This is a genomic window from Pseudomonas putida, assembly GCA_041071465.1.
In the GTDB taxonomy this organism is placed as follows: domain Bacteria; phylum Pseudomonadota; class Gammaproteobacteria; order Pseudomonadales; family Pseudomonadaceae; genus Aquipseudomonas; species Aquipseudomonas putida_P.
Window position 1 is genome coordinate 3,182,382 of record CP163498.1, and the last position, 21,557, is coordinate 3,203,938.

At 62.5% G+C, this 21,557-nt stretch carries 18 protein-coding genes and 2 pseudogenes; 18 read left to right on the forward strand and 2 right to left on the reverse strand.

Going from position 1 to position 21,557, the window contains the following annotated elements:
* The first annotated feature begins 39 nt into the window (after positions 1-39).
* From AB5975_14695 to AB5975_14780, 18 genes and pseudogenes are all read left to right on the forward strand, one after another.
* Entirely contained in the window at positions 40-1,254 is a 1,215-nt protein-coding gene (locus tag AB5975_14695; GenBank protein ID XDR17954.1) for an IscS subfamily cysteine desulfurase, read from the forward strand.
* A 46-nt stretch (positions 1,255-1,300) separates the two neighbouring features.
* Positions 1,301-1,687, forward strand: a complete 387-nt coding sequence (gene iscU / locus AB5975_14700; protein ID XDR17955.1) for a Fe-S cluster assembly scaffold IscU — start codon at positions 1,301-1,303, stop codon at positions 1,685-1,687.
* Positions 1,688-1,712: 25 nt separating this feature from the next.
* Positions 1,713-2,036, forward strand: a complete 324-nt coding sequence (iscA, locus tag AB5975_14705) for an iron-sulfur cluster assembly protein IscA (GenBank protein ID XDR17956.1) — start codon at positions 1,713-1,715, stop codon at positions 2,034-2,036.
* Positions 2,037-2,044: 8 nt separating this feature from the next.
* Complete coding sequence (hscB, locus tag AB5975_14710) at positions 2,045-2,566, forward strand: co-chaperone HscB (protein ID XDR17957.1); 522 nt, start codon at positions 2,045-2,047, stop codon at positions 2,564-2,566.
* Positions 2,567-2,608: 42 nt separating this feature from the next.
* On the forward strand, positions 2,609-4,471 hold the full coding sequence (gene hscA, locus AB5975_14715; protein XDR17958.1) for a Fe-S protein assembly chaperone HscA: 1,863 nt from the start codon (positions 2,609-2,611) through the stop codon (positions 4,469-4,471).
* Between the two features lie 3 nt (positions 4,472-4,474).
* The gene (gene fdx / locus AB5975_14720; protein ID XDR17959.1) at positions 4,475-4,816 is read left to right on the forward strand and encodes an ISC system 2Fe-2S type ferredoxin; all 342 of its coding nucleotides are present in this window, start codon (positions 4,475-4,477) and stop codon (positions 4,814-4,816) included.
* Positions 4,817-4,826: 10 nt separating this feature from the next.
* Positions 4,827-5,027 carry a Fe-S cluster assembly protein IscX gene (gene iscX, locus AB5975_14725; GenBank protein XDR17960.1) on the forward strand — a complete coding sequence of 67 codons (201 nt, stop codon included), beginning with the start codon at positions 4,827-4,829 and terminating at the stop codon, positions 5,025-5,027.
* Positions 5,028-5,115: 88 nt separating this feature from the next.
* A pseudogene (gene ndk / locus AB5975_14730) lies at positions 5,116-5,540 on the forward strand (nucleoside-diphosphate kinase).
* Between the two features lie 28 nt (positions 5,541-5,568).
* Positions 5,569-6,714: a 23S rRNA (adenine(2503)-C(2))-methyltransferase RlmN gene (rlmN, locus tag AB5975_14735; protein ID XDR17961.1), complete on the forward strand. Its 1,146-nt coding sequence runs from the start codon at positions 5,569-5,571 to the stop codon at positions 6,712-6,714.
* Positions 6,715-6,728: 14 nt separating this feature from the next.
* On the forward strand, positions 6,729-7,490 hold the full coding sequence (pilW, locus tag AB5975_14740; protein ID XDR17962.1) for a type IV pilus biogenesis/stability protein PilW: 762 nt from the start codon (positions 6,729-6,731) through the stop codon (positions 7,488-7,490).
* Positions 7,487-8,521, forward strand: coding sequence for a RodZ domain-containing protein (locus AB5975_14745; GenBank protein XDR17963.1), 1,035 nt, complete (start codon positions 7,487-7,489; stop codon positions 8,519-8,521). The genes pilW and AB5975_14745 overlap by 4 nt, the downstream gene beginning before the upstream one ends.
* A 3-nt stretch (positions 8,522-8,524) precedes the next feature.
* Positions 8,525-9,634, forward strand: a complete 1,110-nt coding sequence (gene ispG / locus AB5975_14750; protein XDR17964.1) for a flavodoxin-dependent (E)-4-hydroxy-3-methylbut-2-enyl-diphosphate synthase — start codon at positions 8,525-8,527, stop codon at positions 9,632-9,634.
* Positions 9,635-9,659: 25 nt separating this feature from the next.
* A complete protein-coding gene (gene hisS, locus AB5975_14755) occupies positions 9,660-10,949 on the forward strand; it encodes a histidine--tRNA ligase (GenBank protein XDR17965.1) in 1,290 nt (429 codons plus the stop codon).
* Between the two features lie 39 nt (positions 10,950-10,988).
* Positions 10,989-11,630, forward strand: coding sequence for a tetratricopeptide repeat protein (locus AB5975_14760; protein ID XDR17966.1), 642 nt, complete (start codon positions 10,989-10,991; stop codon positions 11,628-11,630).
* Entirely contained in the window at positions 11,631-12,773 is a 1,143-nt protein-coding gene (gene bamB, locus AB5975_14765; protein XDR17967.1) for an outer membrane protein assembly factor BamB, read from the forward strand.
* A gap of 116 nt (positions 12,774-12,889) precedes the next feature.
* Positions 12,890-14,353, forward strand: a complete 1,464-nt coding sequence (der, locus tag AB5975_14770; protein XDR17968.1) for a ribosome biogenesis GTPase Der — start codon at positions 12,890-12,892, stop codon at positions 14,351-14,353.
* A gap of 139 nt (positions 14,354-14,492) precedes the next feature.
* A complete protein-coding gene (locus AB5975_14775; protein XDR17969.1) occupies positions 14,493-15,641 on the forward strand; it encodes a pyridoxal phosphate-dependent aminotransferase in 1,149 nt (382 codons plus the stop codon).
* Complete coding sequence (locus AB5975_14780; protein ID XDR17970.1) at positions 15,629-16,420, forward strand: amidohydrolase; 792 nt, start codon at positions 15,629-15,631, stop codon at positions 16,418-16,420. Before AB5975_14775 ends, AB5975_14780 begins: the two co-directional genes overlap by 13 nt.
* 57 nt (positions 16,421-16,477) lie before the next feature.
* Here the strand turns inward: AB5975_14780 and AB5975_14785 are convergent.
* Both AB5975_14785 and AB5975_14790 read right to left on the reverse strand, forming a co-directional pair.
* A pseudogene (locus AB5975_14785) lies at positions 16,478-19,032 on the reverse strand (PepSY domain-containing protein).
* Positions 19,033-19,134: 102 nt separating this feature from the next.
* Positions 19,135-21,441, reverse strand: coding sequence for a TonB-dependent receptor (locus AB5975_14790; protein ID XDR17971.1), 2,307 nt, complete (start codon positions 21,439-21,441; stop codon positions 19,135-19,137).
* Positions 21,442-21,557: the final 116 nt, after the last annotated feature.

A 21,557-nucleotide genomic window follows, 5' to 3' on the forward strand; every position in this document is an offset into this window, starting at 1 on the left:
GGGACGACGAGCGACGCCACCGCCTGATAGGAGAGACAAATGAAGTTGCCGATCTACCTTGATTACTCCGCGACCACCCCGGTCGACCCACGCGTGGCCCAGAAGATGGCCGACTGCCTGCTGGTTGACGGGAACTTCGGTAACCCGGCTTCGCGTTCCCACGTATTCGGCTGGAAAGCCGAAGAAGCGGTCGAGAACGGTCGCCGCCAGGTTGCCGAGCTGATCAATGCCGATCCGCGCGAAATCGTCTGGACCAGCGGTGCTACCGAGTCCGACAACCTCGCACTCAAAGGCGTCGCGCACTTCTATCAGACCAAGGGCAAGCACATCATCACCTCCAAGATCGAGCACAAGGCGGTCCTGGATACCGCTCGCCAGCTGGAGCGTGAAGGTTTCGAAGTCACCTACCTTGAGCCAGGCGAAGACGGCATCGTCACCCCGGCCATGGTAGAGGCGGCGCTGCGCGACGACACCATCCTGGTCTCGCTGATGCACGTGAACAACGAAGTTGGCTCGATCAACGACATCGCCGCCATCGGTGAGCTGACCCGCTCGCGCGGCGTACTGTTCCACGTCGACGCCGCCCAGTCGGCCGGCAAGGTCGAAATCGACCTGCAAAAGCTCAAGGTCGACCTGATGTCGTTCTCGGCTCACAAGGTCTACGGCCCTAAAGGCATCGGTGCGCTGTACGTCAGCCGCAAGCCGCGTGTACGCCTGGAAGCCATCATTCACGGTGGCGGCCATGAGCGCGGCATGCGTTCGGGCACCCTGCCAACCCACCAGATCGTCGGCATGGGCGAAGCGTTCGCCATCGCCAAGCAGGAAATGGTTGCGGAAAACGCGCGCATCAAGGCCCTGAGCGACCGCTTCTTCAAGCAGGTCTCGGACCTTGAAGAGCTGTACGTCAACGGCAGCCAGACTGCCCGTGTTCCGCACAACCTGAACCTGAGCTTCAACTACGTCGAAGGTGAATCGCTGCTGATGTCGCTGAAGGACATCGCCGTATCGTCCGGTTCGGCCTGCACCTCGGCATCGCTGGAGCCGTCGTACGTACTGCGCGCTCTGGGCCGCAACGACGAGCTGGCGCACAGCTCGATCCGCTTCTCCTTCGGCCGTTTCACCACCGAAGAAGAAGTCGACTACGCCGCGCAGAAAGTCTGCGAGGCCGTCAACAAACTGCGTGAGCTGTCGCCGCTGTGGGACATGTACAAAGACGGCGTTGACATCTCCAAGATCGAGTGGGCCGCCCACTAAGCAGTCGCCGGCAAGAGCGGCTCCCTGATGAGGAAGGAATTGCACCATGGCATACAGTGAAAAGGTCATCGACCACTACGAAAACCCACGCAACGTCGGCAAGATGAATGCCGAGGACCCGGATGTCGGTACCGGCATGGTCGGCGCCCCAGCGTGCGGTGACGTGATGCGTCTGCAGATCAAGGTCAACGAGCAAGGCGTTATCGAAGACGCCAAGTTCAAGACCTACGGCTGCGGTTCGGCCATCGCTTCCAGCTCCCTCGCCACCGAGTGGATGAAGGGCAAGACCCTGGACGAAGCCGAAACCATCAAGAACACCCAGCTGGCCGAAGAACTGGCGTTGCCGCCGGTCAAGATCCACTGCTCGGTACTCGCCGAGGATGCCATCAAGGCAGCCGTGCGCGATTACAAGCAGAAGAAAGGCTTGATCTAAGTCGCCTGCGAGGTAAGGAGTTCTGATGGCTATCAGCATGACAGAAGCCGCCGCCAACCACATTCGCCGCTCCCTCGACGGGCGCGGCAAAGGTGAGGGCATTCGCCTGGGCGTGCGCACCACCGGTTGCTCGGGCCTGGCCTACGTGCTGGAGTTCGTCGACGAACTGGCGGACGAAGACCAGGTGTTCGAAAACCACGGCGTCAAGGTGATCATCGATCCCAAGAGCCTGGTCTACCTCGACGGCACCGAGCTGGATTTCGTCAAGGAAGGGTTGAACGAAGGCTTCAAGTTCAACAACCCCAACGTGCGCGGTGAGTGTGGCTGCGGCGAAAGCTTCAACGTTTGAGGCTGGCTGTGGGTACTCCTTGTCATTACGCATTGTTTGACCTCCAGCCAAGCTTCCGCCTGGATCTCGACAAGCTGGCCACTCGCTATCGCGAGCTGGCCCGCGAAGTCCATCCCGACCGCTTTGCCGACGCCTCCGAGCGAGAGCAACGTATAGCGCTGGAAAAATCCGCGGCCCTCAACGACGCCTACCAGACGCTGCGCAGTGCGCCGCGTCGCGCGCGCTACCTGCTGGCCATCAGCGGCCACGAAGTGCCCCAGGAGGTCACGGTCCACGACCCCGACTTCCTGCTGCAGCAGATGCAGTGGCGTGAAGAGCTCGAAGAGCTGCAGGACGAAGCCGACCTTGATGGTGTCGGTGTGTTCAAGAAGCGCCTGAAGGTTGCCCAGGACACGCTGAACGAGGACTTTGCCGCCTGCTGGGATGCCCCAGGCGAGCGCGACAAGGCCGAGCGCCTGATGCGCCGCATGCAGTTCCTCGACAAGCTCGCCCAAGAAGTGCGCCAACTGGAAGAGCGCCTCGACGATTAACCCGGTGCTGCCCGTGATGGCACCTAAGGTATTCAGATAAGCATGGCCCTACTGCAGATTGCCGAACCCGGTCAAAGCCCTCAGCCGCACCAGCGCCGCCTGGCGGTGGGGATCGACCTGGGTACCACCAACTCTCTGGTCGCTGCATTGCGCAGCGGTCGTAGCGAGCCCCTGCCTGACGCGCAGGGTAACGTCATTCTGCCGTCCGCGGTGCGCTACCTCGAAGGGCGCAACGAAGTGGGGCAGGCCGCGCGTGATGCCGCTTCCAGCGACCCGCTGAACACCGTGCTGTCGGTCAAGCGCCTGATGGGGCGCGGCCTGGCCGACGTCAAGCAACTGGGCGAGCAGCTGCCATACCGCTTTGTTGGTGGTGAGTCGCACATGCCGTTCATCGACACTGTCCAAGGGCCGAAAAGCCCGGTGGAAGTGTCTGCCGATATCCTCAAGGTGCTGCGCGAGCGCGCCGAAGCGACCTTGGGTGGCGAACTGGTAGGTGCGGTGATTACCGTGCCCGCCTATTTCGATGACGCCCAGCGCCAGGCCACCAAGGACGCTGCGCGCCTGGCGGGGCTGAACGTGCTGCGCCTGCTCAACGAGCCCACTGCGGCTGCAGTGGCCTACGGCCTGGACCAGAACGCCGAAGGCGTGGTGGCCATCTATGACCTGGGCGGCGGCACCTTCGATATTTCCATCCTGCGCCTGACCGCTGGTGTCTTCGAAGTGCTTGCCACCGGTGGTGATACCGCCTTGGGTGGCGACGATTTCGACCACGCCATTGCCGGCTGGATCATCGAGCAGGCTGGCTTGTCGTCCGACTTGGACCCAGCTACCCAGCGCGCATTGTTGCAAACCGCCTGCGCGGCCAAGGAAGCGTTGACTGACACCGATGTGGTCAGTGTCAGCCATGGCGCCTGGCAGGGCGAGCTGAGCCGCGCCGCCTTCGAAGCCATGATCGAACCGCTGGTTGCCCGCAGCCTCAAGGCTTGCCGCCGCGCCGTGCGCGACAGTGGCGTCGAGCTGGAAGAAGTCAGCGCCGTGGTCATGGTCGGTGGTTCGACTCGCGTCCCGCGTGTGCGTGAAGCCGTGGGCGCGTTGTTCGGGCGCACCCCGTTGACGTCGATCGACCCCGACCAGGTGGTGGCCATCGGCGCCGCCATCCAGGCCGACACCCTGGCTGGCAACCGCCGTGAAGGTGGTGAACTGCTGCTGCTCGATGTCATCCCGTTGTCGCTTGGCCTTGAAACCATGGGCGGGTTGATGGAGAAGGTGATCCCGCGCAACACCACCATTCCGGTGGCCCGCGCCCAGGAGTTCACCACGTACAAGGATGGCCAGTCGGCCATGATGATCCATGTGCTGCAGGGCGAGCGCGAGCTGATCAGCGACTGCCGCTCGCTGGCCCGCTTCGAGCTGCGTGGTATTCCGGCCATGGTGGCCGGCGCGGCAAAAATTCGCGTTACCTTCCAGGTGGACGCCGATGGCCTGCTCAGTGTCGCCGCCCGCGAGCTGGGTTCGGGCGTGGAAGCCAGTATCCAGGTCAAGCCGTCCTATGGCCTGACCGACGGCGAAATCGCCCGCATGCTGAAAGACTCCTTCGAGCATGCCGGTTCCGACAAGCACGCCCGCCAGTTGCGCGAGCACCAGGTGGACGGCGAGCGCCTGCTCGAAGCGGTACAGGGCGCCCTGGACGCCGATGGCGAACGCCTGCTCAGCAGTGACGAGCGCGACGCCATTGCATTCCAGATGCAAGAACTACGTGATTTGCTGGCCGGCACCGATGGCGCTGCCATCGAGCAACAGACCAAGCGTCTGTCGCAGGTGACCGATGCTTTTGCCGCCCGTCGCCTTGATTCGACGGTCAAAGCCGCACTGGCCGGGCGCAACCTGAATGAGATCGAGGAGTAACCGATGCCGCTGGTGACATTCCTGCCGCATGAGAAGTTTTGCCCGGAAGGGCTGACCGTGGAGGTGCCGACCGGGACCAACATCCTGGAACTGGCCCACGATCATCACATCGAGATGGAAAGCGCCTGCGGCGGTGTCAAGGCCTGCACCACTTGCCACTGCATCGTACGCAAGGGTTTCGACTCGCTTGAAGAAGCCGACGAGCTGGAAGAGGACATGCTGGACAAGGCCTGGGGCCTGGAAGCGCAGTCGCGCCTTGGCTGCCAGGTGGTCGTCGCTGACGAAGACCTGACCATCGAGATCCCCAAGTATTCGCTCAACCACGCTGCCGAAGCACCGCACTGAGGATCTGTACATGAGTCTGAAATGGGTTGATGTACTTGAGATCGCAATCCAGCTTGCAGAAAGCAAGCCGGAGGTCGATCCTCGTTATGTGAATTTCGTAGACCTGCACCGTTGGGTGCTGGCATTGCCAGAATTCAGCGACGATCCGTCACGCGGCGGTGAGAAAGTGCTCGAGGCCATCCAGGCTGCCTGGATCGACGAAGCCGACTAAGCGTCACTTGCAGGTTAGGCAATCCCCCAGAACCCGCGTATAATTCGCGGGTTTAATTTTTCGTAACACTCATATTCTGGAGTTTTCCATGGCTGTTCAACGTACTTTCTCGATCATCAAGCCTGACGCTGTTCCAAAAACGTCATCGGCAAGATCACCACTCGCTTCGAAGAAGCTGGCCTGAAAATCGTTGCCTCGAAAATCAAGCAACTGTCCAAAGCCGAAGCCGAAGGCTTCTACGCTGAGCACAGCGCTCGCGGCTTCTTCGGTGACCTGGTTGCCTTCATGACTTCCGGTCCAGTTGTTGTTCAGGTTCTGGAAGGCGAAAACGCCATCGCTCTGAACCGTGAGCTGATGGGCGCTACCAACCCTAAAGAAGCTGCTGCCGGCACCATCCGTGCTGACTTCGCCGAGTCGATCGACGCCAACGCCGTTCACGGTTCGGACTCCGAAGCTGCCGCTGCTCGCGAAATCGCTTACTTCTTCGCTGCTACCGAGGTAACCACTCGCTAAGCGAAAGCTTACGGGTGAGGGTGAATCCATGACGACATCTACTGGCAAAATCAACCTGTTGGGCCTGACCCAGCCGGAAATGGAACAATTCTTCGACTCTATCGGGGAGAAGCGCTTCCGTGCCGGCCAGGTGATGAAATGGATTCACCATTTTGGCGTGTCCGACTTTGCGGCCATGACCAACGTAGGCAAGGTCTTGCGCGAAAAGCTCGAGGCCGTTGCCGAGATTCGCCCACCGGAAGTGGTCAGTGAAGACATTTCCGCCGACGGCACCCGCAAATGGGTGATCCGCGTTGCCTCCGGCAGCTGCGTCGAGACCGTCTACATTCCTACCGACGACCGCGGTACCCTGTGCGTATCGTCGCAAGCCGGCTGTGCCCTGGACTGCAGTTTCTGCTCCACCGGCAAGCAAGGCTTCAACAGCAACCTCACCGCCGCCGAAGTGATCGGCCAGGTGTGGCTTGCCAACAAATCCTTCGGGACCGTCCCTGCCAAAGTCGACCGCGCGATTACCAACGTGGTGATGATGGGCATGGGCGAGCCCTTGCTGAACTTCGACAACGTCATCGCCGCCATGAAAATCATGATGGATGACCTTGGCTATGGCATTTCCAAGCGTCGCGTCACGCTGTCCACCTCGGGCGTGGTACCGATGATCGACGAACTGGCCAAGCACATCGACGTGTCGCTGGCCCTTTCGCTGCACGCGCCGAACGACGAACTGCGCAACAAGCTGGTTCCGATCAACAAGAAGTACCCGCTGAAGATGCTGCTGGAATCGTGCATGGGCTACATGTCTACCTTGGGCGGCAAGCGCGTGCTCACCGTCGAGTACACCTTGCTCAAGGACGTCAATGACCAGCCTGAGCATGCCGCGCAAATGATCGAGTTGCTGCGCGACGTACCGTGCAAGATCAACCTGATCCCGTTCAACCCGTTCCCGCATTCGGGCTACGAGCGGCCAAGCAACAACGCCATTCGTCGCTTCCAGGACCTGCTGCACCACGGTGGTTTCAACGTCACCACCCGTACCACCCGTGGCGACGACATCGACGCTGCCTGCGGCCAGCTGGTTGGCCAGGTCAACGACCGTACCCGCCGCAGTGAACGCTATATCGCTGTTCGCCAGCTTTCCGCAGACGTCGAGCTGCAAGACAGCGCCGCCAGCCACTGACCGGGACCTCGCCCATGAGCCTGCGCACCGCGCTGTCGATCCTTGCGCTTTCGCTGCTGGCCGGCTGCGTGTCGGGTGGCGTGGGCGACCCCCTGGCCAGTCGCCAGGGGAAGGTGGAAGCGGGGCGAGCTTATGTGCAGCTTGGCCTGGGTTATTTGCAACAGGGTTTGACCGAGCAGGCCAAGGCACCACTGGGCAAGGCCTTGGCGCTGGATGGGCGGGATGCCGACGCGCACGCTGCCCTGGCGCTGGTGTTTCAGGCCGAAGGCGAACCGGCGCTGGCCGAAACGCACTTTCGCAAGGCCCTGCAGATCAGCAGCGGCGACACACGAATTAGCAACAATTACGGCAGTTTCCTTTATGCTCAGGGGCGATTTGCCGAGGCCGAGCAGATGTTTCGCCTGGCCAGTGCCGATACCCTGTATCCTGAGCGCTCACGCGTGTACGAGAACCTGGGCCTGACCGCCCTCAAGCTCGAGCGCCGCGACCAGGCGCATGCCTATCTGTTGAAAGCGTTGCAACTCAACCAGCGGCAACCGAAAGCGTTGCTGGAAATGGCTGAGTTGTCCTACGAAAACAGGCATTATGTGCAGGCCCGGGACTACTACGATCGTTTCAGCCAGTTGAGCGACCACGACGCCCGTAGCCTGCTGCTGGGCAGCCGCCTTGCCAGAGTGTTCGACGAGCAGGGCGCACTGGCCGAACTGGGCCAGCAATTACAACGACTTTATCCCGGTACGCCGGAATACCAGCAATACCTGTCGGAGCAACGATGAACGCCGCGCATCCCGAAGTAGCAGTAGCGCCTGGCCAGAACCCCGGTGAGCTTTTGCGCCTGGCCCGTGAGAAACGGGACTGGTCTCAAGCCGAGGTGGCCCGCAAGCTCAACCTCACTGTCAGTTCGTTGAACCACGTGGAAACCGGCGCCTTCGACAAGCTGCCCGGGCATACCTTCGCGCGTGGCTATATTCGCGCCTATGCCAAGTTGATGGAGCTCGACCAGGCCGCCCTGGTAGAGGCCTTCGACCGCTACACCGGTACTCACGCCAAGGGCAGCGAAGTGCATTCGCTGGGCCGCATCGAAGAGCCGGTGCGCCTGTCGCATAACATCCTGCGCGGCGTCAGCCTGCTGTTGCTGGTGGCCGTGGTCGGTGGCGGCTTTGTTTGGTGGCAGGACCAGGGCAGCCTGCGTGGCAAGGACCTGGCCAAGATTGCCCTGGAGCACGTCGAAGTCGAAAGCGCCGACGGCACCACCCAGATTCACCCGCTCGATGAGCCTGAAGACCAGGCCGTTTCCGTCGGCCAGCAGGCCGAAAGCGCGCCGTTGGCGCTGGAGCAGGGCGCAACCGAGCAGCCTGCCGCGGCCGCTGAACAGGCGCCGACCAGCGCGGCCCCAGCCGCTGCCGCAGTGCCGGCCCCGGCAGCGGGCCAGCAAGCACCCGCGCAACCCGCGCCTGCTGCTGCGCCTGCCCCGGTAGCACCGGTTACCCCAGCACCTGCCGCTGTTGCGCCTGCGGCGCCCGCGTCTACCGTGGTCGCCGCCGAGCCTGCCGCAATACCGGCTGGCAGTGCCAAGGTTGCCATCCAGTTCACCGCCGATTGCTGGACCCAGGTCAGCGACGGCAACGGCAAGGTGCTGTTCAGCGCCATCAAGCGCAAGGGGGACAACCTCGAGCTGACCGGCAAGCCGCCGTTCGCGGTGCGTCTGGGCTTTGCCCGTGGCGCCCAGGTCAGCTACAACGGCCAGGCCGTCGATGTTGCCCCGTTCACCAGTGGCGAGACCGCTCGCCTGAAGTTGGGACAGTAAGTCATGCACGGCGAATCTCCGATCAAACGTCGCGAATCCCGCAAAATTTGGGTTGGCAATGTGCCGGTGGGTGGTGACGCACCCATCGCGGTGCAGAGCATGACCAACACCGATACCAACGATGTAGCCGCCACCGTGGCGCAAATCCAGCGCCTGGTCGATGCCGGCGTGGACATCGTACGTGTCTCGGTACCGGACATGGACGCCGCCGAAGCCTTCGGCAAGATCAAGCAGCTGGTCAGCGTGCCGCTGGTCGCCGACATCCATTTCGACTACAAGATCGCTCTGCGCGTTGCCGAGCTGGGCGTCGATTGCCTGCGTATCAACCCAGGCAACATCGGCCGTGAAGACCGTGTGCGCGCTGTGGTCGATGCCGCCCGCGACCGTGGTATCCCGATCCGTATCGGGGTCAACGCCGGTTCCCTGGAAAAAGACCTGCAGAAGAAGTACGGCGAGCCAACCCCGGCAGCGCTGGTCGAGTCGGCCCTACGCCACGTCGAGCACCTCGACCGCCTGGACTTCCAGGACTTCAAGGTCAGCGTCAAGGCCTCCGACGTGTTCATGGCCGTCGAAGCCTACCGGCTGCTGGCCAAGCAGATCGTGCAGCCGTTGCACTTGGGCATCACCGAAGCCGGTGGCCTGCGTTCGGGGACGGTGAAATCTGCCGTCGGCCTCGGTATGCTGCTGGCCGAAGGCATTGGCGATACCATCCGTATCTCGCTGGCGGCCGACCCGGTCGAAGAAGTGAAAGTCGGCTACGACATCCTCAAGTCGCTGCACCTGCGTTCGCGTGGCATCAACTTCATCGCCTGCCCGAGCTGCTCGCGGCAGAACTTCGATGTGGTCAAGACCATGAACGAGCTGGAAGGGCGCCTGGAAGACTTGCTGGTGCCGCTGGACGTGGCGGTGATCGGTTGCGTGGTCAACGGCCCAGGTGAAGCCAAGGAAGCCCATGTAGGCTTGACCGGCGGCACGCCGAACCTGATCTACATCGACGGCAAGCCTGCGCAGAAACTGACCAATGACAACCTGGTCGATGAGCTGGAAAAACTCATCCGCCAGAAAGCGGCCGAAAAGGTCGAGGCCGACGCGGCGCTGATCGTCCGTGGCTGACACACAGAATTCGTAAGGACTTTTCGTGAGCAAATCGCTGCAAGCCATCCGTGGCATGAACGACATCCTGCCAGAACAGTCGCCACTGTGGCGCTACTTCGAAGGCACCGTGGCCGGCCTGCTGGACACCTACGGGTACAGCCAGATCCGCACGCCGATCGTCGAGTTCACCGAGCTGTTCAAGCGCTCGATCGGTGAAGTGACCGACATCGTCGAAAAGGAGATGTACACCTTCGAGGACCGCAACGGCGATTCGCTGACCCTGCGCCCTGAAGGCACCGCGGCCTGCGTGCGCGCTGTGCTCGAACATGGCATCACCGGCAACGGCCAGGTGCAGAAGCTGTGGTACATCGGGCAGATGTTCCGCCATGAGCGCCCGCAGAAGGGCCGCTACCGCCAGTTTCACCAGATTGGCGTGGAAGTGTTCAACCTGGACGGCCCGGACATCGACGCCGAGCTGATCATGCTGACCTGGCGCCTGTGGGGCCTGCTGGGTATCCAGGATGCGGTCAAGCTCGAACTCAACAGCCTCGGCACCAGTGAAGCCCGTGCACGCTACCGTGACGCGTTGGTCGAGTTCCTCTCGGCGCGCCTGGAGCAGTTGGACGAAGACAGTCAGCGCCGCCTGAAGAGCAACCCGCTGCGCATTCTCGACAGCAAGGACCAGAACACCCAGGCGGTGCTGGTTGGCGCTCCGAAGCTGGAAGACTACCTGGACGAAGAATCCCGCGTGCACTTCGAAGGCCTCAAGGCCCGCCTGGACGCCGCCGGTATTCCGTTCGTGATCAACACCAAGCTGGTGCGTGGCCTGGACTACTACAGCAAGACCGTGTTCGAGTGGGTGACCGACAAGCTCGGTGCCCAGGGCACCGTGTGTGCCGGTGGCCGCTACGATGGCCTGGTCGAGCAGATGGGCGGCAAGCCAACCACGGGTGTTGGTTTCGCCATGGGCATCGAGCGCCTGATCCTGCTGCTGGAAACCCTGGGCAAGGTGCCAGAGTCCATCAGCCGCCAGATCGACGTTTACCTGTGCGCCTTCGGCGAGCAGGCGGAACTGGCTGGCCTGCGCCTTTCCGAAGGCCTGCGCGACCGCCTGCCGGGCCTGCGCCTGGCAGTCAACGCCGGCGGTGGCAGTTTCAAAAGCCAGTTCAAGAAAGCCGACAAGAGCGGCGCGCTGTTTGCCCTGATCCTCGGCGACGACGAATTGGCCAAGCAAGAGATTGGCTTGAAGCCCCTGCGTGGCCAGGGCGAACAACAGAACATTGCCTGGGATGCTCTTGCAGAGCACCTGGAAACCGCGATCGCGCAGGCGTAACGCGGTTCAACAAGCGAATAGGCGAAAAGGAGTATTGGGGTGTCGAGTACCGATGATGATGACCTGGCAGGGGTCAAGGACTGGTGGAACCGCAACGGCAAGCCGCTGCTGACCGGCGCATTGCTGGCTGGCGTGGTGGTGCTGGGCTGGAATACCTGGCACAAGTACCAGAACAACCAGTCGCAAGGTGCCTCGCAGCTGTATCAGGCTTTGCTTGAAACCAGCCTGACGCCGACTGGCCAGCCAGACGCCACCAAGGTCGCGGAGCTGTCCGGCAAGCTCAAGAGCGAGTTCGGCGGCACCGCCTACGCCCAGTACGGCAGCCTGTTCGTGGCCAAGGTAGCGGTCGAGACCGGCAAGCTCGACGACGCTGCCGCCGAGCTGAAAAGCGTGCTGGACAAGCCGGCCGACGTGACCCTGGGCGAGATTTCGCGCCAGCGTCTGGCTCGCGTACTGGCCGCCCAGAACAAGGCCGAGGACGCCCTGAAGCTGCTTGACGGCGACGCCGACAAAGCCTTCCTGGCCAGCCGTGAAGAGTTGAAGGGTGACCTGCTGGTACAGCTGGGTCGCGCCGACGACGCGCACAGCGCTTACGAAAAAGCCAAGGCTGCGCTGTCCGATGACGCGGCGGTCGGTGGCCTGCAATTGAAGCTGGATGACCTGGCTAAAGGGGACGCGTAAGTGATCGGTTGGAAACATGCAGCAGTGCTGACCCTGGCCGTACTGGCCGCAGGTTGCAGCAGCAACAGCAAGAAAGAACTGCCCCCGGCCGAGCTGACCAAGTTCACCGAGGAAGTGGTGCTGAAAAAGCAGTGGAGCCGTTCGATCGGTGACGGCCAGGGTAAAACCTACAACACCTTGGTACCGGCCATCGAAAACGACCGTATCTACGCTTCCGACGTCAATGGCGAAGTCTTTGCCCTTGATCGCATCAACGGTGACGTGGTGTGGAAGAAAGACCTGGAGCTGCAGGTTTCCGGCGCTGTTGGCGTGGGCTACGGCCTGGTCATGCTCGGTACCCTCAAGGGTGAAGTCATTGCCCTGGACTCCAGCACCGGTGAAGAGCGCTGGCGCTCCCGCGTGACCAGCGAAGTGCTGGCCCCACCGGCCAACAACGGTGATGTGGTGGTGGTACAGACCCAGGACGACCGCCTGATCGGCCTGGATGCCGCCACTGGCGACCGCCGCTGGATCTACGAAAACACCCCGGCCGTACTGACCCTGCGTGGCACCGGTGCGCCGATCGCCACCAACCGTCTGGCCATTGCCGGCCTGTCCACTGGCAAGGTGGTCGCGGTGGACATCAACAACGGCGTGCCGGTGTGGGAAAGCCGCGTGGCCATCCCGCAGGGCCGTTCCGAGCTGGACCGTGTGGTCGACATCGACGGCGGCCTGCTGCTGTCCGGTGAAACCCTCTACGTCAGCACCTACCAGGGCCGCGTAGCGGGCCTGGACCTGGAAAGCGGCCGCGTGCTGTGGCAGCGCGATGCCTCCAGCTATGTGGGTGTCGCCCAGGGTTACGGCAACGTCTATGTCAGCGAAGCCTCGGGTACTGTCGAGAGTGTCGACGAGCGCTCTTCCAGCGCCCTGTGGAGCAACGACACCATGGCCCGCCGTCAGCTGTCGGCACCGGAAGTGTTCTCCAGCTACGTGGCTGTAGGGGACTTCGAAGGCTACCTGCACCTGCTGAGCCAGGTCGATGGCCGTTTCGTCGGCCGTGAGCGTATCGACAGCGATGGCCTGCGCGCCCGGCCACTTGTGGTCGGTGACACCATCTACGTCTTCGGCAACAGCGGCAAGCTCGAGGCACTGACCGTCCGCTGAAGCTATGCTTGGAGCCTTGGCGGGCTTCAAGCCGCGGCGTAGGAAACGCCGCCCGTACTCCGGCCGCTGCCTTGCAGCGGCCTTTGCATTTTCAAGAATTCGAGAGTGGAGAGCCGATGGTTCCCGTAATAGCCCTGGTGGGCCGCCCGAACGTCGGCAAATCCACCATGTTCAACCGCCTGACCAAAACCCGCGATGCCATCGTCGGTGACTTGTCGGGCCTGACCCGTGACCGCCAGTACGGTGACGCCACCTGGCAGGGTCGTTCCTTCATTTTGATCGACACCGGTGGTATCACCGGTGACGAAGTGGGCATGGACGAGAAAATGGCCGAGCAGTCGCTCATGGCCATCGAAGAAGCCGACTATGTGCTGTTTCTGGTCGATGCCCGTGCGGGCATGACCGCAGCAGACCAGATGATCGCCGAGCACCTGCGCAAGCGGAACAAGTCGGCGATTCTGGTTGCCAACAAGATCGACAACATCGACCCCGACGTTGCCCGCGCCGAATTCTCGCCAATGGGCATGGGTAACGCCATTCCGGTGGCGGGTTCCCAGGGCCGTGGTATCAATGCCCTGATGGAAGCCGTGCTCGGCCACCTGCCGCGTGATGCCGAAGACGAAGCCCTCGACCAGGAAGTCGCCGAAGGCGAGGAAGCCGTGCGCATTCCTGGCCCAAGCGAAAAGGATGGCATCAAGATCGCCATCATCGGCCGCCCCAACGTTGGTAAGTCGACCCTGGTCAACCGCATGCTCGGCGAAGAGCGTGTGGTGGTCTACGACGAGCCAGGCACCACCCGCGACAGTATCTACATCCCGTTCGAACGCGATGGCGAGAAGTACACCTTCATCGACACCGCCGGGGTGCGTAAGCGCGGCAAGATCCACGAGGAAGTCGAAAAGTTCTCGGTGGTGAAGACGCTGCAGGCGATCAAGGACGCCAACGTGGTCATCTTCGTCATGGATGCCCGCGAAGGCGTGGTTGACCACGACCTCAACCTGCTGGGCTTCGCCCTGGAAGCCGGCCGCGCCATCGTCATCGCCCTGAACAAGTGGGATGGCATGGAACCGGGCGAGCGTGCCTACGTGAAGACCGAGCTGGAGCGCCGGCTGTTCTTCGTCGACTTCGCCGACATTCACTTCATTTCCGCCTTGCATGGCACAGGTGTAGGCAACCTGTACAAGTCGGTGCAGGCCGCGTTCAAGTCGGCGGTCACCCGTTGGCCGACCAGCCGCCTGACGCAGATCCTCGAAGATGCCGTGAGCGAGCACCAGCCGCCGTTGGTCAATGGCCGCCGCATCAAGCTGCGCTATGCCCACCTCGGGGGTGCCAACCCGCCGCTGATCGTGATCCACGGCAACCAGACCGAGAGCATTCCCAAGTCGTACTCGCGTTACCTGGAAAACACCTACCGCCGCGTACTGAAACTGGTCGGTACGCCGATCCGTATCGAGTACAAGGGCGGTGAGAACCCGTTCGAGGGCAAGAAGAACACCCTCACCGACCGCCAGGTCAACAAGAAGCGCCGCTTGATGTCGCACCACAAGAAGGCCGAGAAGAAGCGCCGCGACAAGCGCTAGCAGTGATAACGGGGCCGCTATGCGGCCCCGTTTTTGATCCACCGCAATCCCCCTATTGTTTCAACCTTTTTCCTGACCGCTCGATCCGCTATGCTCGGACTCCACCCCGTGCCGGATACACCCCAGGAAAGAGGGCTCCATGATCCGCAGCAAACTGCCGAATGTCGGCACGACCATCTTCACCACCATGTCCCAGCTCGCCGTGCAGACTGGCGCGCTCAACCTGTCCCAAGGCTTCCCCGATTTCAATGGCCCGCAGGCACTGCTCGATGCGGTAGGCCGGCACGTGGCCGCCGGGCATAACCAGTATTCGCCGATGACCGGCTTGCCGGCCCTGCGCCAGCAGGTGGCGGCCAAGGTCGAGCGCCTGTATGGCGCCAGGGTGGATGCGGACCAGGAAGTGACCATCACCCCGGGTGCCACCGAGGCGATCTTTTGTGCCATCCAGGCGGTGGTGCATGCCGGTGACGAGGTGATTGTCTTCGACCCGTGCTACGACAGCTACGAGCCGTCCGTGGAGCTGGCCGGTGGCCGCTGTGTGCATGTGCAACTGAGCGACGGCAATTTCCGTATCGACTGGCAGAAGTTCAGCGATGCGCTGAGCCCGCGCACGCGCATGGTCATCCTCAACTCGCCGCACAACCCCAGCGGTGCCTTGATCACCCGCGAAGACCTTGACCAGCTGGCAAAGCTCGTTGCCGACCGCGATATTTACCTGGTCAGCGATGAAGTGTACGAGCACCTGGTTTATGACGGCGTTCGCCATGCCAGCGTGCTGGCCCACGAGCAGCTGTACCAACGTGCCTTCGTGGTCAGCTCGTTCGGCAAGACCTACCACGTTACCGGCTGGAAGACAGGCTACGTGATCGCTCCGCCCGCGCTGAGCGCAGAGCTGCGCAAGGTGCACCAGTACGTCAACTTCTGCGGGGTGACACCGCTGCAGTGTGCGCTGGCCGACTTCATGGCCGAGCACCCCGAGCATATCGATGAACTGCCGGCGTTCTATCAGGCCAAGCGCGACCTGTTCTGCGGTTTGCTGGAGGGCTCGCGCTTCAGCTTTGCCCGCACGGCGGGCACTTATTTCCAGCTGGTGGATTATTCGCAGATCCGCCCGGACCTGAACGATGTCGACATGTCGCTGTGGCTGACCCGTGAGCACGGCGTGGCGACCATCCCGGTGTCGGTGTTCTACCAGCAACCCATCCCCGAGCAACGCCTGGTGCGCCTGTGCTTTGCCAAACGAGAGGAGACGCTGCGTCAGGCAGCGGAACGACTATGCGCGATCTGAGCACACTGCCGAACCTGAGAGTCGCCCTGGTGCAAACCACCCTGGCCTGGCACGACCGCGAGGCCAACTATGCACACTTCGAGGAGTTGCTGGAGCAGGTGGGCGAAGTGGACCTGGTGATCCTGCCGGAAATGTTCACCACCGGCTTTTCGATGCAGTCGGAAAGCTTGTGCGAGCCGGAGAACGGCCCGACCTACAAATGGCTGAAAGCCCAGGCGAAGAAATACAGCGCGGTGATTACCGGCAGCGTAATCATCCAGGCGGCCGATGGTAGCCACCGCAACCGTCTGTTGTGGGCGCGACCGGACGGCGAGATCCTGCATTACGACAAACGCCACCTGTTCCGCATGGCCGGTGAGCACAAGCATTACACCCCAGGCGAGCGCCAGGTGCAGTTCGAGGTAAAGGGCTGGCGGATTCGCCCGCTGATTTGTTATGACCTGCGCTTCCCGGTGTGGAGCCGCGATGCCCAGGACACCGACCTGCTGCTGTACACCGCCAACTGGCCGGCAGCGCGCCGCCAGCACTGGAACCGCCTGTTGCCGGCGCGGGGTATCGAGAACCTGTGTTATGTGGCTGCGGTGAACCGGGTGGGCACGGATGGCAAAGGCTTTGCGTATTCGGGTGACAGCCAGGTGCTGGACTTCCAGGGCGAGAGCCTGCTGAGCGCCGGCGAGGCGGACGGGGTATTTACTGCTGTGTTGAGTGCGGCGGAACTGGCGGCGTACCGGGCCAAATTCCCGGCCAACCTGGATGCCGATACCTTCGAGTTGCACTGACAGCAGGTCAGGCCCCTTGTAGCACAAGGGGCCTGATGCCTTTCCATCAATGTCTGATCAGTAAACATCCCGCCGATACCGCCCATCCTCGATCAGTTGCTGCACAGCGGCTTCCCCAAGCATGCCGTTGAGCGCCGCATCTACCCCGCAGCCATGCCTTGCAGGCTGCCGCAGACATACACACAGGCACCCTCCGCGACCCAGCGTTTGAACGCGTCAGCCTGCTGCAGCAACACATCCTGCACATACACCTTCTCGGCCTGATCCCGCGAAAACGCCAGGTCCAGCCGTGCCAGGTCGCCGCTGTCCAGCCAGCCCTGCAGTTCATCCCCACACAACAGGTCATGCGCTCGGTTACGCTCGCCAAACAGCAGCCAGTTGCGCTGCTCACCTGCATTTGCCCGGGCCCGGATCAAGCTGCGCAGGCCGGCAATGCCTGTGCCGTTGCCGATCAGGATCAGTGGGGCAGCGGTTTCGGGCAGGTGGAAGCCACTGTTCCTTCGCAGGCGCAGGCTCAATGTGCCGTTCAACGGCAAGTACTCGGTCAGCCAACCGGAACCCAGGCCCAGGTGGCCGTCGGCGTGGCGTTCCTGGCGCACGATCAGCTCCAGCACACCATCACTGGCGATCGAGGCAATGGAGTATTCGCGGCTGCCGATTGGCACCAGTGCGTCGATCAGCGCTTGCGGCTGCAAGCCGATCAGGTGATCGCGGCGTGTTGGCAGCTGGCGGCCAGCCAGGGCTTGGGCCAGTGTTTCGCTCAGGCCATTCACTTGCACCTGGGTGTTGGCGTCCAGTGCCATGCCCTTGAGGAACGCGTCGATCCGTGGCTGACCATTGAGCGGCAGGATCTCCACCAGGTCACCGGCTTCCCAGCTGGCAGGCGCCTCTGGGCGCAGGCCTAGCAGGTACACCGGTTGGCCCTGACTGCCCGGGTTGAGCAGTTCGCGGTGCACCAGCGACCAGTTGCCAAAGCTCGGCGGTTGCCATGCAGCTACCGGCTGGGCACCGGTTAGTTGTGCCAGTTCCTGCTGCCACTGCTGCAGGGCAGCCTGGTCGGCGTTGTCCACTTCCACCGGGCTGAAGGCGCTGCTGGCACCGCGCTCACCCAGCCACGCCTGCAGGCGTCGAGCAAAGCCGCAGAAGTGCGGGTACTGGCGATCACCGAGGGCGAGCAGGGCATAGCTGAGGTCGTTCAGTACCCAGGGCTGGCCGAGCACCTTGCGCTCGAAGGCGCGGGCGCTGTCGGGGGCTTCGCCATCGCCGAACGTGCTGACCACGAACAGCGCACGGCGGGCCTGGCGCAGGTCGTTTTCGCCCAACTCGGCCAGGGCGCGCACTTGCACTGGCAGGCCGGCGGCTTGCAATTGCCCGGCACTCTGCCAGGCCAGCTGTTCGGCAAAGCCGCTTTGGCTGGCAAAACCGATCAGCCAGCTATCGCCACTGCCGTTGCTACTGGCGACGTTGCCACGGGCCTCACGTACCTGGCGCTTTTTGCGGCGACGGTCGAGGTACAGCAGCCAGCCGGTGACGAAGAACAACGGCATTGTCAGGCTGGCGATGGTGACGATGATGCGCCCCGGCAGGCCAAAGTACTCACCGACGTGCAGGGCGTAGACGCTTTGCAGCAGCTGGGCCTTGAAGGATTTGTCGGTGTAGCGGTCGTGGTTTTTCACCTGGCCGGTGGCCGGGTCCAGCACCAGGGTGTTGAAGGCGCGAGGGTGATCGGCGTTGTCCAGCAGGTAGAACAGGTTGGCCGGCTGGCCGCCAGCCGGTGGCAGGCGCAGGTTGTAGGCGGCAAGGCCTGGGCCTGCGGCGTCCTTGAGGTTGGACCAGATGGCGTCGTAGTCGACCACCAGCGGCGGGGCATTCTTGTCGACTTTCTGCGGCCCGTGGCGGCCACGGCCTTCGCCGCGCTTCTGCTGCTGGCCGGCCGCTGGCGCGTCGGCCAGCAGCTTGTTCAGGCCTTCGCGGTACCATTCGTAGGACCAGAACAGCCCGGTCAGGGCGAACAGCAGATAGAACAGCAGGCACCAGGTGCCGGCCACGGCGTGCAGGTCCCAGTTGAAGGCACGGCCTTTCTTGGCCCAGTCGAAGGTCAGCCAGGTGCGCCAGTCCAGCGCCTTGCGCGGCCAGCGCAGGTACAGGCCGGACAGGCAGAAGAACACCAGCATCAGGGTGCAGGCACCGGTGATCTGCCGGCCAGTGTCGCCCATGGCCAGGAAACGGTGCAGGTTGAGCATGAGATTGAAGAAGCCTTGCCCGGCTACTTCGCCTTTTAGTTCGCCAGTGTACGGGTCGGCATAGCGCAGCTCGCCACGGCGTTCGCCCGGTGGTGGCATGAAGAAGATGCGTGCGGCATTGCCTTCGCGCACGTCCACCCACAGCATCGACACTTTGTCATGTTGCTGGGCTTCGACCCGCTGCACCAGTTCGGCCGGTGGCAGCACGCCTTCGGCGCGCACTTCTACCTTGAGCACATCGGCATTGAACGCACGCAGCAGTTCTTCCTGGAACGAGTACAGGGCGCCGGTAATGCCCATCAAGGCCAGTACCAGGCCTGCGGTGATGCCAAAGAACCAGTGCAATTGGAACAGCGTCTTCTTCACCACATCGATCACCTTGTCTTACTGCCGCACACTGCGCGGCGTGCATTATGCCTTGATACGCAAAAGCCCCGCTCACAGGAATGAACGGGGCTTGAGGGTGTTTCGTCAGAAGTGGACGCTGGTGGTCAACAGTGCAGTCCGCCCGGCCGCCTGGTTGGCGAAGTGGGTGGAGAAGGCCTTGTCGTAGTACACCTCGTTGGTCAGGTTCTGCACGTTCAACTGCAGGTCGACGTTCTTGGTCAGCTTGTAGGCGGCCATGGCGTCGTAGCGTACGTAGCTGTCGACCATGGTGGTGTTGGCCACGCTGCCGTACACGTCATCCACGTAGAAGGCACCGCCACCGACGGTCAGCTTCGGCGTGATCGAGTAGGTCGTCCACAGGCTGGCGCTGTTGTTCGGTGTGTTCGGCAGCTGGTTGCCGTCGTTGGCCTTGCCCAGCGGGCCGCCGTCGATCTGGCGAGCCTGCATGTAGGTGTAACCGGCGAATACCTGCCATTTGTCGGTGATCTTGCCGCTGGCCGACAGTTCGATACCTTGCACGCGGGTTTCGCCGACGTTTTCGTAGGTGGTGGTGTCCACCTGGACGCGGGCGTTTTCCTTCTCGGTGCGGAACAGTGCGGCGGTCAGCGACAGGCGCTGGTCGAGCAGGTCCCACTTGGTGCCGATTTCGTAGTTGGTGGTTTCTTCCGGCTCCATGTCGCTGCTCAACAGGTTGCCGTTGCGGTCAGTGCTGTTTGGTGGCGGGTTGCCTTCCATGCCTTCGCCAAGCATCGCGCCTGGAGGTGTCGCGGAGGTGGCATAGGAAACGTAGATGCTACCGTTCTCGGCTGGCTTCCAGACCAGGCCAAGTTGGCCCGTTACGAATTCACTCTTGTCTCGACCTTTGGCTGCGATTCCTTTGGTGTTCACGACGGTCGCGCCAGCAGCGTCATAAGTACGGTACTGGGTGTCGAAGTGGTCGTAGCGCAGCCCCATGTTCAGCAGCCAATCAGGCGTTAGCTCCAGGGTGTCGAACACATACAGGGCGCGCGTAGTGCCTTTGGTATCGGTGCCGGCGTAGTTGCGCGAGATCGCGCCGTTCCATGGGTCGTCCGGGTTCGGGTTGCCCAGCGAGGTGCAGTTGTAGCCGCTGTTCGCGCCGATCAGGCTTGGGTTACAGGTGGTGGCGGTCGAGCCACGGGTATTGGTGTCGACGTTGTAGGTGGAGCGCTTGCTCTCTTCACGGCTCAGTTCGATACCGGTGGAGAAGCTGTTCTTCAGGCCGCCCAGGTAGAACTCGCCGAACAGGTCGGTCTGGTTGGTGGTGGTGGCGGTGTTGCCGACACGGGTGTTGGCACGGCGCCAGACGCTACCGTTGTTGACGTTGCCCTTGCTGTCGTCAGGCTGGGTCAGGATGTAGTCCTGCATGCTGTTGCCGTGACGCAGGGTGTTCTTGATGGTCAGCGAGTCGGTCAGGTCGTGCTCGATGGCGAAGGTGGCGATGTCCACGCGGCTCTTGCGGAAGTCACGACCGGTCAAGCCATAGAAGTTATCGCTGTCGCCGCCGTCGTCCGGTTTGCTCGGGTGCGCCGAGGTGCGTCCACCGCTGCCATTGGTCGGAATGCTGTACGGGATGCCCGAATCCGGCAGGTCGTCGCTTTCCAGGTGGTAGTAGTCGAGGTTGACGCGGGTCGGGGTGCCCAGGCCGAAGGCCAGCGATGGGGCGATACCCCAGCGGTCGTAGTTGACCTTGTCGCGGCCGGCGACGTTGCTTTCGTGGGTCATCAGGTTCAGGCGGCCGGCAACGGTGTCGCTGAATTGGTAGTTGCCGTCGAAGGTGTAGCGTTGGGTCTGGTCGCTGCCCCAGGTCCAGGCGCCGTCCAGCGAGTTGCCCAGGTGCGCACGCTTGCTCACCAGGTTGATGGTGCCGCCGGCCGCGCCGCGGCCACCGATGGCCGAGTTCGGGCCCTTGGCCACTTCAACCGATTCGATGGCAAAGATTTCGCGGGTTTGTGCGCCAGTGTCACGCACGCCATCCAGATAGGTATCGCCTTGGGCGTCGAAGCCGCGAATGAACGGGCGGTCACCTTGCGGGTTGCCGCCTTCGCCGGCACCAAAGGTGATGCCCGGCACAGTACGCAAGGCGTCCTGCAGGGTCAGGGCATTGGTGTCCTTGATCACTTGCTGCGGGATCACGGTGACCGAGCGCGGGGTGTCCACCAGCGGCGCGGTGTACTTCTGCGAGGCGGCCTTCTCGACCTTGTAATCGGTGCTGGCTTGTTCAGCCTTGCCGTTGACGCTGGTGGCATCGAGGGTAATGGCGCTGCTGGCGGCCGGGTCGGCGGCATACACCGACGAGGCGCTAAGGGCGACACCGATGGCAGACACGATCAGGCGTGGCGAACTCACTGCAGATGGTACGTACTGGCGCATTGCTTAGGACCTTCCCCAAGGTGTTGAGGCGGCGGATACTAATGTAAGCAATTGTGACTAACAATTGAGAGTCGTTACCATTCGTGAAGAATTTACAATCTTTACAATTTGCCCTT